This is a genomic window from Enterobacter sp. SLBN-59 (assembly GCF_024807915.1).
GTDB lineage: Bacteria > Pseudomonadota > Gammaproteobacteria > Enterobacterales > Enterobacteriaceae > Enterobacter > Enterobacter asburiae_B.
In genome coordinates this window covers 1-12,592 of record NZ_JANUFI010000004.1, presented here as the reverse complement: position 1 = coordinate 12,592, position 12,592 = coordinate 1, and the positions used below count along the sequence as shown (strand labels likewise).

Below are 12,592 nucleotides of genomic sequence, written 5' to 3'. Positions count from 1 at the left end.
GCCAGGGTTTTGCGCGCGGGCTGACAGGCGGCTAAACCGCCTGCCGGGGAAAATCAGTTGCTGAAGACGTAGCCGTCATGGAATACATAACCGCTGCTGAACAGGTCACGCGCCCAGGCTTCAAAATCGAAATAGCTGCGCAGCGGCTCCGGCACCTCATTCAGCAGGCCGTTGTCTTCAGCCATTTCACGCGCATAGTCCTCCTCGCTCTCCGCCTCGCCGCGATACGCATCGTCAAACGCGTCATAGTCACACTCGCCGGTATACTCCGCCCAGGCGATAAACGCGGCCTCCCTGCCCTCTTCTTCAGCCTGTTTGTACGCGGCGATAAAATCCCAGTCGATGGCGCATTCAGAGACGAACTGCGACGGAATGCCCTCCCAGTCCAGGAACATAAATTCTGCGTCCCATTCATCGGCGTGCAGAGCCAGACAGGCCTCGTAAAAATCCTCCCTGCCGTCAAACTCCGTAAGGTCAAACCATTTTCCGAAAATGCTCCCGCAGTTGTACTTGTGGTACGTGCCAACGTAGACAGCAGGCGTGGTGGTCGTAGTGCTCATAGAAATTCCTCCGTGGTCGATGTCGTCTGAGTTCCGGCTTACGCCGTGCCGACACGACAGCCCGACAGGGAGCGAAAAATGCAGGGGCGATGCATGAAGCCGCAGCGCCGGTAAACAGCGGAGAGGGTCTGGACGGTTAGCGAGCGAATATTGAGCGAGATAACGACGGGAAGAACCGCGACAGGCATTTAAACATACGGCGACCGGGTGAAAGCATCGACGCCAGTGAACCCTTGCATTTGCAGCGTTCGGGCTAAAGTAGAGGCACGGCGTTTGCCGCAGGCCGCACAAACGTCACTCACCGCGCGGCCGTAACGCCGTGGAGGTCGCGCCGGAACAGAGGAGCTGGCGACATCCTTTTACGTTGCAGGACCGGCAGGGCCAGGATTGCTCCCGGCCCTGCGGCTGCATCAGATCCGTTCCATCAGCATTCTGACATCGTGTAGTGCCTGTTTGAGGGATTCAGGCGTGGGTCTCCCAGCCTCCCATGCCTGCCCGACAAGATTTTCCAGGTCGCCTTCCTGTCGCCGCAGTACGCGCATGAGCAGCGCCGCGGGAACGCTTACCTCGTATGCCACGGCCTCACGGTGTCGTACCAGAAGGTCGCATACGCCTGAATTTGTAACGCCTTCCCTGCGATATACAGCCATATCCGTATTACCGGTTGTTTCCATCAGTCCCTGAATCTCGGCAGGTTCCGGCTTTACATCAAGTTCACCACAGGCGACATAAAAAGCTTCTTCGGTCCATACCAGCAGTACCAGCGGCTCGTCGGGGGTGAACATGTTTTCTAGCCGGGTGCAGAGTTCTTCGCGTGTTCCGTACATTTTGATTCTCCTGATTCGTTTTCTGACGGGCGTTTCCGCCCGCCCGTGTCAGTCTTTAAAGCTGGCGTCCAGCTCCAGCGCCTGCCGGTATGCTTCAAGATAAAGTGCGTTGATGCGGCAAATTGTCTGGCGGGCCAGGCGCTCCGTCAGGTTCTCCGCGTCGTAGCGGTAGCGGGATTCCAGCGCATTGAGCGTGGCGCGCAGATCGCACATGCTGTTTGCCAGGGCGGCAACGTCGGCACGCAGCGCTTCGTTTCCGGCGTAGTTCGTCATGCGGCCTCCGGATACCAGCGGTCGTCATTTGCCGCCGGGGTCTGCATGGCGCGGCGTACCGCATCAAGGCGTTTCTGTCCCGACTGGTGATACTGCTCCAGCAGTTCGATACCGATGTATCGGCGTCCGGCCTGTAATGCCGCAACGCAGGTCGAGCCGCTTCCGGCAAAGGGGTCGAGAACAATGTCGTTCGGGTGTGTGAAGCTCTCGATCAGCGGTTGCAGGCTGGTTACGGTTTTTTCGGTCGGGTGGTGCCGGTTGCCGCTGTATTTCCAGCCCAGCACGTCCGGCAGCGGGTTTTGCGGCAGACGTGGGCGGCCTTTTGCCAGCAGGTAGGCACATTCATGGCGGTAGCCCACATAGGCGGACTTAGATGTGTAGGTTTTGGCGAACACCAGATGGCCGACCACGCTGAATCCTGCGTGTTTCCAGGCGGCCATAAAGCGATCGACGCGGTTCCAGCCGTAGAAGCTCACCATGAGCGCGTCTTTTTTCAGTACGCGGTACATCTCATGACAGGCGGGTTGCAGCCATTCATCCGTTTTATCGCCGGCAATGGTGCGGCCCTGACGGTCACGAAAACCAACCAGATAGGGCGGGTCAGTCAGTATGAAATCGACAGCCTTCTCAGGGAAGCCAGCCATGACCTGTACGCAGTCACCTAAAATCAGACGGGACATAATCATTTCTCCTTACTCAAATGCGGCGCCAGTTACGCCGTGCCGATACGACAGCCGGGCGAAAAGCGGAGCAGACAAGGGCACCACCGCAAGCCGCAGCGCAGATAAAAGCAGACGCTGACTGGACGGTTTGACGGCGAAAATTGAGCCGGAGAACGACGGGAAGACAGCGGAAAATGCATTTTGAAATCACTGCGACCGGGTGAGGATGGTGGCGAAGCCTCCCTTTTCTGCACAGCGGCACGGCTACAGTAGCGGCACGGCGCTCACAGCAGAGCGGCATGAATGAGGAGCGCAGCGACATCGTTATTTACATCGTCGCTGTCCACAATTTCGGTGGGCAATCCTGTGTATAAAATGGGGGTATTCCGCCCAGGTCGCTACCTGCACGGATGACAGCGCACCTGATAGAGTGGTTGTTTTTTAATCACCGCGCAAACTTCACTTTTCCTGATGTGGTATGTTGGTGCTGACTGTAGACAACCGGAGCGAAAAAGGATGGACAGACAAATGCTGGCAGAGTGGCTGCGGGATATTGCCCAACATATAGAAGAAGAAAGTCCACTGATTCGCGATGTCAGTGTGGGTGATGCTCTCTCAGATGAGGGGTTGGCCAGAAAGATCATCACCATCACGTTCAATGCACAAGGTCGCGCCTCACAGCCTGAAGAGAACGTCAGCGATATTTCCCGGTACTGAACACAACGCGGATGATTTACCCCGTGCAGCCCTCAGCCAGCGAGGATCTGTCGCACGAAATGGAATACTTAGGTAATTCAATAAAAATACTTGTGTATTACATTTGTAATGCTATAGTAATCGCACGCAGCGATTCTCAGATGTCGCTAAAACGTAATACACCTGTATTTCATTGAGAGAGGAGTTCTCATGTCTGAAATTCCAGTGCAATCTCAGCTGACACCGCTGGTTAACACAGTGGCCCGCATCATTGCCATCATGAATAACAAGGGTGGCGCCGGTAAAACCTCCACGATCACCAACCTCGCCATGAGTCTCGCACATGCCGGGCGTCGGGTATTGCTTATCGACGGAGACCAGCAGGCCAACTCGACAGAGGTGATGGCTAACGGAAAAAAATACTACGCGCAGTATGGCCACACCATCTGCGATTTATATAACAACCCGCGCTTCAGTATTTTTGATGCAATTATCCCGGCCGTAAGTGGTGAAGAGGTGATCGATAACCTTTATATCATTCCATCAGATCCGTCGTTTGAACGTGTTATGGAAAACTGCCTGACCCGGCACCATCGGGAAAAAATACTGTCCCGCCATCTGCAGCCGGTGATGGATAAATTCGATTATATCCTCATCGACTGCTCTCCGGGTCTGAACCTGTCCACCACGAACGCGGCATATACCGCAGACCATGTGCTTATACCCGTCGATGGCGGCAGCTTTGCACTGACCGGGCTGGATGTCGTACTGGACTATCTCGATGAGATCCGTGAAACCCGCTTTACCCGGTTCAGTGTATTCCGCAATGAGTACAATGGTGCCAAGAAGAAGATGAACACCTATCTTCATGACCAGCTGGCCAGCAACGAGCGAACCCGTGATAACTACCTGGAAACCCGTATCCGGGCTGATGAGAACATCTCCCAGGCGCAGGTTGCCTGCGTCCCGCTCTGGTATTACAACAAAGGGTCCCTCGCCCTGAACGATTACCGTGCGCTGATGCGTGAACTTGAAACTCTCTTATCAAACGAGGCTGCATAAATGGCTAAAGGCCCTCTCGCGCGTCCCGCAATGGTCAAACCTGAAACCGCACAGGGAGAGGCGAAAACCCGCCTTTCTAACGTCAAGGTCAACCGTAACAGAACGACCAGCGAAAATCCCAAAACCATCCGCATGACACCGGCGGAAAAAGTGATGTGCAGCGAACTGGTTGATGAAATTCAGGATCTCACCACTAAAACCATCACCGACTCAACCGTGCTGCGTGCAGCGCTGTATCTGGCCCGGGAAGCAGGACCGGAAAAAATGCTGGAGATGATCAAGGAATATTTGTAATACATAAGAACTACATAAGTAATCTTTCTGGCTTACAAAAAGGAGTGCAACTAATGCCCACTGTTACCGTGACCACTGAGTTAACTGACAGCCAGGCAATGGCGCTGGCACAATTTGTTAAGCGCTTAACCTGGTCAGAAATGCGGGCCTGTGCCGTCGACGATGATGAAACATGGGTGATGAAAGATGCCATCCAGGCACTGCAGAAATCACTCGCTGACGCCGGTTTCAGTCCTCGCTGATTACTGTGGTTTACATGTAGTTCTTATGTATTACATAAGAACTACATGACTTGCTTATTTTGTTCTCTTTGCAGCAAACCAGGCATCAAACTGCTTATGCCGGCTTTTGGGGATAGCGTCCCTCATATTGAAATACTGCCAGGGTTCCAGAAGCCGTATTTGATCAACAACGTTAGCCTTGCGGGTGTTGATTTTAAAATCCCCGGAATTAAAGGTGATCCGGTGGCTTTTACAAAGCACCGCAATCATCTTTAGCTGACTGGCGGAGTACCCGACATCAAGATTAGCCACCCATTTCGGATCGCTGAACCTGTCAGGTACTTTGATTTTTAGCTGTGCCAGAACCGATTTTGCGCGTTCCTGCCTTGAGGTTGCCCTGGCGGCCGCCATAATTTTACGTACTTCGGCTTCTTTTTCTTCTCCGAGCAGCTCTCTGCCGCCGACAAAAACAGGGACGAACTTGTTAATACAGGTAGAACCCACCCAGAGTGAATAATGTGTGAGCACGTTGGTTATCTGAAACTGATAGCGCAGTCCTTCGTTGTCACACAGCTCGCAGGTTTTGTTGATGGAGTGCGAGTCTATAAATCCTCCGGTGACCGACCACTCTTTCATTACTGCCGGCCACGCCTGACCCGAAGAATATCGCAGCATGTTATCTCTGGCTTTATCTAACCAGCTTGCCATAACCCACCTCCGTCTGGATAACGCCCATATACGATCCAGAATACCGCAACTGAGCGCGGAGAGCAGCGTAACTGTGCATTTCATACAAAAATCAAAATGTAATACTCAAGCATTACACATGTAATTCTTTTAAATTACATTTAACCGGTATTTCACTGTCTTCAGCGGATAATTAGACAAAACAGGTATTCTGTGCAAAATTTGTGATTATCGTCGCCAGAATTTCCAGGTGTTTTTTTTATTCATCCCCTCGATTACCTCCTTTTCACATCGTAGTTCATCATTCGCATTAGCCTGAAACTGGCTCACTGCTTTTTCTGCCGCCGCCCGAACAGGAGCTTTTTCATCGCGATCGGCTGTTCCCATTAAGCAAGCCTGAGATACTGCTAAGTAAGCATCAAAGGCTAGTTGTCTCATAACATGATTAGTGATCATGAGGGATACCGTTTCATGCAGCCTTGTATATTCAATATAATCTTCACCATCAGGTCTGAATGGGGATATCATATATTTCTGCATCATCATTCGTGAGCTTGATAAGAAATCGATGTAGCGCCCGGCTTTCACATCAAAATCCTTACGCCGCTGAATTAAAGCTTCTTTCCTTAACTCATGCCGTTGAGATAACTTTAGCGTCAAATACCCGCCTAGTATTGTGAGTACCGATCCTAGTCCAATTTTAACTGCATTATCAGCCACATCCATCCACTCAGTCGCCATCTTCTACCCCGTTCTGTGATGATTATGGCTGTCAGTATAAATCCCCGTTGGATTGTACAGACAGCACTTTTTGCCGGTCAATGTTAAAGACCAAGATATTATTGCCTCCCGGAGCCCAGAAAATAACCATTAAACTTACTCACTTTTTATATTTCTTTCTAATAATTTCCTGGATTTTTCAAGGCGAGAAACAATAGAACTAAAACGAGGCCCGGCCATAACACCGCTACCTACAGGTAGGTTATTTAACCTATAAAACCCTTCCAACTCTGTAATGTAGCGCTCAATAATATCAACTTCGAGTTTGTAATTTTTATTTTTTCTGGCTAGAATAGCGACTCTTTCAAAATAAAATGGTGCAGCAACCTGCCCGATTGCATTCATTTTTTCTAATTCAGACTCACAACACAACAGCATTATTTCAATGTCATTTTTATATTCAAGAGCTAGTTCATATACAGGTTTACCATTGATAAGAAATCGTCCACCGGTTAATTCAGTTATAATTTCCACATTAGTTTTGTTCATCAGTGATGATGATTCGATATCTTTTCTACGTTGCATCAATCGGTTAAACCAGTTCATAATCATCCTTACACCCTATACATTACAGGTCAAGCTTTCTATTACTTCACTCATTTACCTAAAAAAAATATTTTGGTAATGCTACGCAATATATGTACTACCGAACGCCACCAGAGAATTCAACTACCTTCACCCAAAGAAGGACCGCATCACACTGGGTATACGGCATAGTGTATACCCCTCACTGAAACCAGGCGTACAAATTGATAGATAGCAGCAAAATCAGAACCACCATGTATTACATAAGCATTACTTGTGTAATTTCAACCAGGCCTTAAGTTTTGAATCTGCAGGGGTTATTTTGTTCTGACCTATCAATGACTCAACGCTACGGTGTTCTCCGGGGGGAATGCCAAATGTAGGCTCCAGCTCATTTACCAAAATTTCGTACATGTGAAGGTATCTCTGGAAAGCCTCCTCCGGTGAGCGAATAACAGGAAGCATTGATGCGGTATAAAACATGGCATTGATCGTGCCACGAAGATAGTGTTCAAGATTGACGGTCAAAAACTGAATGTAAGGATTTGACTCTGCATTATGGACAATCGTATTTCGCAAAATATAAAGTCGATAAATGTGACGCTCCACTTTTTCTGCGTGGCGGATAATCTTCTTCCCCAGCTCACGTGGCTGGACACAAAGCCCCGTAAACTTCCTCAGCATGTACGACGCATAGGGATAATCACTTAACTCATCCCCAAACTGCCGAGTAAATTCGCTGTCCTTCAGGTAAGTGTAGATATCATCTAAATCAGACTCGCCAGGAATAACCCGGCGTCCATCATGAAGGTGCAACTCCAGTCTCAATTGTCTGGCTATACCTCTCAATGAAATCAACTGCTTCACTACATAGTCGAGTCCCATACAGGGTGGGGTGGTAAAAACAACATGCTCATCGTGATCAAGCTGACGGGAGGAAACATCCAGTGTCAGCGCCTCCAGGGCTGACCAGAATGAAGTAAACTGGTTTTCCTGTGTCGTCTTGTTAATTAGACCATTACGCAAAAAATGAAAGGCAGAACTGACTTTTCTCGCAGATTCAGGTGATGCCCTGGTGAACAGACCTGTGATAGCCGACATAAAATGGCCAAATTCGCTCATCGTCAGTCGGTCGCTGTTCGTCAGGATCTCATTACTGAATCCCGGTATGGTTGTCTCATTCCCGGCTTCATCCCTGACCTGAAAGGCGCTGCGTGTGTTGATTTGTCCACGCCCGAGCATATATGCGACGACATCAAGAGAATCCTTGAGAACAAAATCGGCCTTAACTTTCGCCGCGAGAACAGAGACAGCCTGAACCTCAATTTCTGTTCTGACAGAGGGCACACCTTTATCGCTGGTAAAATGAAAATACCGGCATCCGTTGAATAAGATATGCTCTCCGGCCTGTTGTAACATGTCATGGAATTTTTCATTTTCCATGATAATGCTGACAATATATCGTTGCGATCTGACATTCACCTTTTCTGCCCAGGACCTGAAACGGACGTCAAAGGTTTGTCTGTCATTCATCAGGATACGTGAATACAGCAATGAGCATTCCGTCAGCGGCATTCCCAGGGTAAGAAGAAAACTCATAATGTTATTACAGAGCGACGTTATACAGGCATAATCACTGTCAGACGGGAATTCCCCCTTGCTGATTTCAGCCTCCAGGCGCTCCAGACTTGCCGGTAAATAATGCGCTTCCAGGGTCATTTTTAACTGAGTGAATAAACTCTCCATCAGTCCATGGTGTTTTTCCACCGGGCTACGTTCTTTATCCGACCAGGCGTTTTTAATATCCAGCATATCTTTAAGCTGATTGGGTATGCTTTCAAAACGGTCATCAGATAAAACAACATCTTCTTTCAGCAGTTCAAGCAGCTCCTGTGCTGCTCTTTTGCGTTTATCCTGCCCTTTAAATTTATTACCCTGCGGAAACAGTGAAAGGAGCTCATTAATCGCATTGAGGATGTTATTGAATCGTAAGCGCCCCGTCAGCGACGTCTGTCGACGAACCTTTAATCCGGCGATGATAGAGTCCACTTAATTTTTAATGGACTCTATCACAAATGACAGAACCGACAGCCCCACGCCAGCGGGCAACCTACTCCATGCCGTTCAAACTCGACCTGGTTCAGCGATCACTGCAACCCGGTGCCTGTGTGGCACAACTCGCCCGCCAGAACGGGATTAATGACAACCTGCTGTTCACCTGGCGTCAGCGCTATCGTCATCTGGTTGATGCGCCATCTGATGAGCATCCGGCACCAGCCATTATCCGTGACGATATCGTTCCTGTTGTGACCGCCGAATACTCTCAACCCGTGCTGCCCGCTGTCCCGGCATCATCAGCACAGAGCCTGCCACCGGATACCGGGCAACGCTGTGAGGTCAGCATCGGCCGTGCACGCCTGAAGCTGTCCGGCAATCTCACCCCGGCCATGCTGTCGGCACTGGTTCGCGAACTGAAGAGAGGTGGCTGATGATATCCCTTCCTACAGGTTCCCGCATCTGGTGCGTATTCCGGCGCAACGTGAACACCTATTCTGGTTGAAAGTGAACGCGTATTCCGGTTGAACGTGAACGCACATTCCGGCACAAAGTGAACGCTTTTTACCCCTCCGCCGGAATCGGCGTTCACATTGCCAGAATCAGCGTTCACTTTCCGGAATACTTCTTAACGCTTTGATTTTTCGTGCTATACCTTCCCGCTCATTTTCAGGAGGGTGTGGTATGCCAAACAAGAGAATCAAAATGCGTAAAATTCGTGAAATCCTGCGTCTTCGCTTTGATGCCGGGCTGACTTTTCGCCAGATTAGTCAGTGCGCTGATGTCAGCGCCGGCGCCCTCCAGAAGATGCTAAAGCGCTTCGAAGCCTCGGGCATCGGCTGGCCACTGCCGCCAGAGATCACCGAAGCTCACCTCGCCAGCCGGCTCTATCCTGCCGCAGATACGCACCCCGGCGACCTCGAAGATCCTGACTGGGCAACCATCCATATGGAGCTCCGCCGCAAGGGTGTAACACGCCACCTGCTGTGGGAGGAATACTGCCAACGCCTGCCGGTAAGGGCTTACAGCTACTCGCAGTTCTGCTTCCGCTATCAGACCTGGTACCAGGCGCAAAAGCGCTCCATGCGTCAGCAACACAAGGCTGGCGAGAAATGCTTTATCGACTACTGCGGCCCCACAGTGCCGATCATCAACGCCACAACCGGCGAATGCCGGCAGGCGCAGATCTTCGTGGCCGTCTTGGGGGCATCAAACTACACCTTTGCCGAAGCAACCTGGAGCCAGTCGCTTCATGACTGGCTGATGAGCCATGTCCGGGCGTTCGAGTTCTTCGGCGGCGTTCCGGAGATGCTGGTGCCTGACAACCTGAAAAGCGCTGTCAGCAAAGCCTGCCGGTACGATCCTGAACTCAATCCCAGCTATCAGAAGCTGGCAGAGCACTACCAGGTTGCGGTACTGCCGGCCAGACCCCGCAAGCCAAAGGACAAGGCCAAAGCCGAGGTGGGCGTTCAGGTCGTGGAACGCTGGATACTGGCTCGCCTGAGAAAACTGGTCTTCTTCTCGCTTGCCGAGCTGAATCACTGCATCAGGGCTCTAGTCAAGGAGCTCAATGAGAGGCTGTTCAGGAAATTACCGGGCAATCGTCGTGAAGCCTTCGAGCGGCTGGATAAACCCTGCCTTCGGGCGCTGCCGGTTCATGCCTGGCGTTACCGCCATATCAAAACCGTCAAGGTGAATATCGATTATCACGTTAAATATGAAAAACATTTTTACTCGGTTCCTCACGCGTGGGTGGGTAAGCAGGTTGAGCTTCACGTTTTTGAAAACCTGGTGGAGATCTACAGCGGACAGCAGCAGATAACGGCTCATCCGCGGCGTGAGCTCCCCGGAACCAGCACGATAGCGGAGCACATGCCGGAGCGTCACAGTCACCAGCAGAAATGGACGCCGGGTCGCTTGAAAAGCTGGGCCGCCGGCGTGGGCGTAGATACGTTGCAATGGGTCTCCGATCGGCTGAGCGAAAAACAGCATCCTGAGCAGGCTTACCGGGTCTGTCTGGGGTTGTTGAATCTGACGCGGAGCTACCCGAGTGAGCGCCTCAACAACAGTTGCCGACTGGCCAATGATGAAGGTCTGACGCGTCTGAAGCAGATCAAATCAATCCTGAACAGCAACCGGGACCAGCTGCCGCGGGATAGCGATGCGCATGCGGCGCCGGAGCTACCGCAAGAGCATGAAAATATCCGCGGTCCACACCACTTCCACTAACTGAAGGAGTTGTTATGTCAAACAGAATTATGAATCAACTGGTTGAGTTAAAACTGTCCGGAATGGCGTCTGCGCTGTCGATGCAGGCAGAACAGCCGGGTACCTACGAAGAACTGTCGTTCAACGAGAGGCTGGCGCTGCTGGTCTCGCAGGAAAAAATGGAGCGTGAACAGCGCAAACAGAACCGGTTACTGCAAAAAGCCCGGCTAAGACTGGAAGCGTCGGTGCACGATATCGACTACCAGCCCTCGCGCAACCTGGACCGGGCGCGTATCGCCCAGCTCAGCCAAAACGAGTGGATAGCGAAAGGCCAGAACCTGTTGATAACGGGCCCCTGCGGCTGCGGGAAAACCTACATGGGATGCGCCCTGGGGCACAACGCCTGCCAGCAGGGGTACAGCGTCCAGTATTGGCGACTGAGCCGTCTGTTACCGGAGCTGATGCAGAGCCGTGCGGACGGGAGTTACCAGAAGCAGCTGTCGATGCTGGCGAAGACGCAACTGCTGATCCTGGACGACTGGGGCCTGGAGCCGCTGGTTGGGGCTCAAAGAAATGACCTGCTGGAGCTGATGGACGATCGCTACGGCAAAACCTCAACGGTGGTGATCAGCCAGCTGCCAACGGATGAATGGTATGGAAGCGTGGGTGATAACACGCTGGCAGATGCGATCTTGGATCGTCTGATGCACAACGCGCACCGTCTGGACATGAAGGGCGAGTCGATGAGAAAACGGCGGTCTCAGGTTGACCAAAGTGAACAGAAGAGTTAATAAAAACACAGTAGGCGCGTTAAGAAAAAAAAGCGTTCACGTTCGTCCGGAATCAGCGTTCACTTTCACCGGAATACGCATCTGGCTGGTGACGGGCGTTACGGACATGAGAAACGGCTTCAACGGCCTGGCCTCCCGCGTGCAGAATGTCCTCAACGATGATCCGTTCAGCGGCCACCTGTTCATCTTCCGGGGGCGCCGTGGTGATATGGTAAAGCTGTTGTGGTCCGATGAGGATGGTCTGTGCCTGTTCATCAAACGTCTTGAGCGTGGACACTTCGTCTGGCCCGCTGCCAGCGACGGGAAGATCCACCTGACCCCGGCGCAACTGGCTATGCTGCTGGAAGGCCTCAACTGGAAACATCCGCAGTCATCACAACGTCCTGGCCTGCGGGTGTAACTTGTTGTAATGTCGGGTGTATGAAAAATGAACTCCCTGACGATATCGACCAGTTAAAAGCCCTGCTGCGTAAACAGCGGACGATGCTGAACGACCAGCAGACGCGGTTGCGTCAGTATGCAGGCCAGCTGGCGGGTTATGAGCAGGAAATCAACCGTCTGAAAGCGCAACTGGATAAACTGCGGAGAATGTTGTTCGGTCAGAGTTCGGAAAAGAGCCGTAATAAGCTGGAAAACAAAATCCGCCAGGCAGAGAAACGGCTGGCAGAGCTGGAAAACCGTCTGGAGGCGGCAAAAAACGGCCTGAACGACGACAAACCGGTCCAGGATGCGCCAACAGATGCTGAGGTTGCGCCACAAACGACGCCAGAAAACCCCGCCCGCAACACCTCCCGAAAACCGCTGCCAGCCGACCTGCCACGGGAAACACAGACTCTCCAGCCAGCGGACAGCGTCTGCCCGTCCTGTGGTGGAGAGCTGAAGGTGATGGGCGAAACCATCTCTGAGCAACTGGAGATCATCAACACCGCCTTTAAAGTCATCGAAACGGTC

General features: G+C 51.7%; 16 protein-coding genes and 1 pseudogene. 9 read left to right on the top strand and 8 right to left on the bottom strand.

Annotated features, from left to right (window positions below):
* Window positions 1-53 precede the first annotated feature (53 nt).
* The 4 genes from M2422_RS23440 to M2422_RS23425 all read right to left on the bottom strand — a co-directional run bounded on the left by M2422_RS23440 (window position 54) and on the right by M2422_RS23425 (window position 2,340).
* Window positions 54-560: an antirestriction protein ArdA gene (locus M2422_RS23440; RefSeq protein WP_259143101.1), complete on the bottom strand. Its 507-nt coding sequence runs from the start codon at window positions 558-560 to the stop codon at window positions 54-56.
* A 410-nt stretch (window positions 561-970) separates the two neighbouring features.
* A complete protein-coding gene (locus M2422_RS23435) occupies window positions 971-1,387 on the bottom strand; it encodes a DUF1380 domain-containing protein (protein ID WP_259143099.1) in 417 nt (138 codons plus the stop codon).
* Between the two features lie 48 nt (window positions 1,388-1,435).
* On the bottom strand, window positions 1,436-1,660 hold the full coding sequence (locus M2422_RS23430) for a hypothetical protein (protein ID WP_045420362.1): 225 nt from the start codon (window positions 1,658-1,660) through the stop codon (window positions 1,436-1,438).
* Complete coding sequence (locus M2422_RS23425; RefSeq protein ID WP_259143097.1) at window positions 1,657-2,340, bottom strand: DNA methylase; 684 nt, start codon at window positions 2,338-2,340, stop codon at window positions 1,657-1,659. The genes M2422_RS23430 and M2422_RS23425 overlap by 4 nt, the downstream gene beginning before the upstream one ends.
* Window positions 2,341-2,838: 498 nt before the next feature.
* Between M2422_RS23425 and M2422_RS23420 the strand changes: the two genes are divergently transcribed.
* The 4 genes from M2422_RS23420 to M2422_RS23405 all read left to right on the top strand — a co-directional run bounded on the left by M2422_RS23420 (window position 2,839) and on the right by M2422_RS23405 (window position 4,616).
* The gene (locus M2422_RS23420) at window positions 2,839-3,039 is read left to right on the top strand and encodes a hypothetical protein (RefSeq protein ID WP_259143096.1); all 201 of its coding nucleotides are present in this window, start codon (window positions 2,839-2,841) and stop codon (window positions 3,037-3,039) included.
* 189 nt (window positions 3,040-3,228) lie between these two features.
* The gene (locus tag M2422_RS23415; RefSeq protein ID WP_042325744.1) at window positions 3,229-4,080 is read left to right on the top strand and encodes a ParA family protein; all 852 of its coding nucleotides are present in this window, start codon (window positions 3,229-3,231) and stop codon (window positions 4,078-4,080) included.
* Window positions 4,081-4,374, top strand: a complete 294-nt coding sequence (locus M2422_RS23410; protein WP_148245113.1) for a hypothetical protein — start codon at window positions 4,081-4,083, stop codon at window positions 4,372-4,374.
* 53 nt (window positions 4,375-4,427) lie between these two features.
* On the top strand, window positions 4,428-4,616 hold the full coding sequence (locus tag M2422_RS23405) for a hypothetical protein (protein WP_148245112.1): 189 nt from the start codon (window positions 4,428-4,430) through the stop codon (window positions 4,614-4,616).
* A 54-nt stretch (window positions 4,617-4,670) separates the two neighbouring features.
* Here M2422_RS23405 and M2422_RS23400 read toward each other — a convergent pair whose 3' ends face one another.
* The 4 genes from M2422_RS23400 to M2422_RS23385 all read right to left on the bottom strand — a co-directional run bounded on the left by M2422_RS23400 (window position 4,671) and on the right by M2422_RS23385 (window position 8,636).
* Window positions 4,671-5,303 carry a hypothetical protein gene (locus M2422_RS23400; RefSeq protein ID WP_259143093.1) on the bottom strand — a complete coding sequence of 211 codons (633 nt, stop codon included), beginning with the start codon at window positions 5,301-5,303 and terminating at the stop codon, window positions 4,671-4,673.
* A 207-nt stretch (window positions 5,304-5,510) separates the two neighbouring features.
* The gene (locus M2422_RS23395; protein ID WP_259143092.1) at window positions 5,511-6,023 is read right to left on the bottom strand and encodes a hypothetical protein; all 513 of its coding nucleotides are present in this window, start codon (window positions 6,021-6,023) and stop codon (window positions 5,511-5,513) included.
* Window positions 6,024-6,158: 135 nt separating this feature from the next.
* Window positions 6,159-6,608 (bottom strand): hypothetical protein, encoded by a 450-nt coding sequence (locus tag M2422_RS23390; protein WP_259143090.1) that lies wholly within the window; start codon window positions 6,606-6,608, stop codon window positions 6,159-6,161.
* Window positions 6,609-6,857: 249 nt separating this feature from the next.
* Window positions 6,858-8,636 carry a hypothetical protein gene (locus M2422_RS23385; RefSeq protein WP_259143088.1) on the bottom strand — a complete coding sequence of 593 codons (1,779 nt, stop codon included), beginning with the start codon at window positions 8,634-8,636 and terminating at the stop codon, window positions 6,858-6,860.
* A gap of 74 nt (window positions 8,637-8,710) precedes the next feature.
* Here M2422_RS23385 and M2422_RS23380 point away from each other — a divergent pair.
* From M2422_RS23380 to M2422_RS23360, 5 genes and pseudogenes are all read left to right on the top strand, one after another.
* Window positions 8,711-9,076: pseudogene (locus M2422_RS23380) on the top strand (transposase); the annotation flags it as partial.
* A 250-nt stretch (window positions 9,077-9,326) separates the two neighbouring features.
* Window positions 9,327-10,871 (top strand): IS21 family transposase, encoded by a 1,545-nt coding sequence (gene istA, locus M2422_RS23375; RefSeq protein ID WP_259143086.1) that lies wholly within the window; start codon window positions 9,327-9,329, stop codon window positions 10,869-10,871.
* A 14-nt stretch (window positions 10,872-10,885) separates the two neighbouring features.
* Window positions 10,886-11,641, top strand: coding sequence for an IS21-like element helper ATPase IstB (istB, locus tag M2422_RS23370; RefSeq protein WP_259143084.1), 756 nt, complete (start codon window positions 10,886-10,888; stop codon window positions 11,639-11,641).
* Window positions 11,642-11,747: 106 nt separating this feature from the next.
* Window positions 11,748-12,041, top strand: coding sequence for an IS66 family insertion sequence element accessory protein TnpB (tnpB, locus tag M2422_RS23365; RefSeq protein WP_259143081.1), 294 nt, complete (start codon window positions 11,748-11,750; stop codon window positions 12,039-12,041).
* Between the two features lie 20 nt (window positions 12,042-12,061).
* On the top strand, window positions 12,062-12,592 hold a 531-nt coding region (locus tag M2422_RS23360; RefSeq protein ID WP_259143079.1), incomplete at its 3' end, for an IS66 family transposase zinc-finger binding domain-containing protein.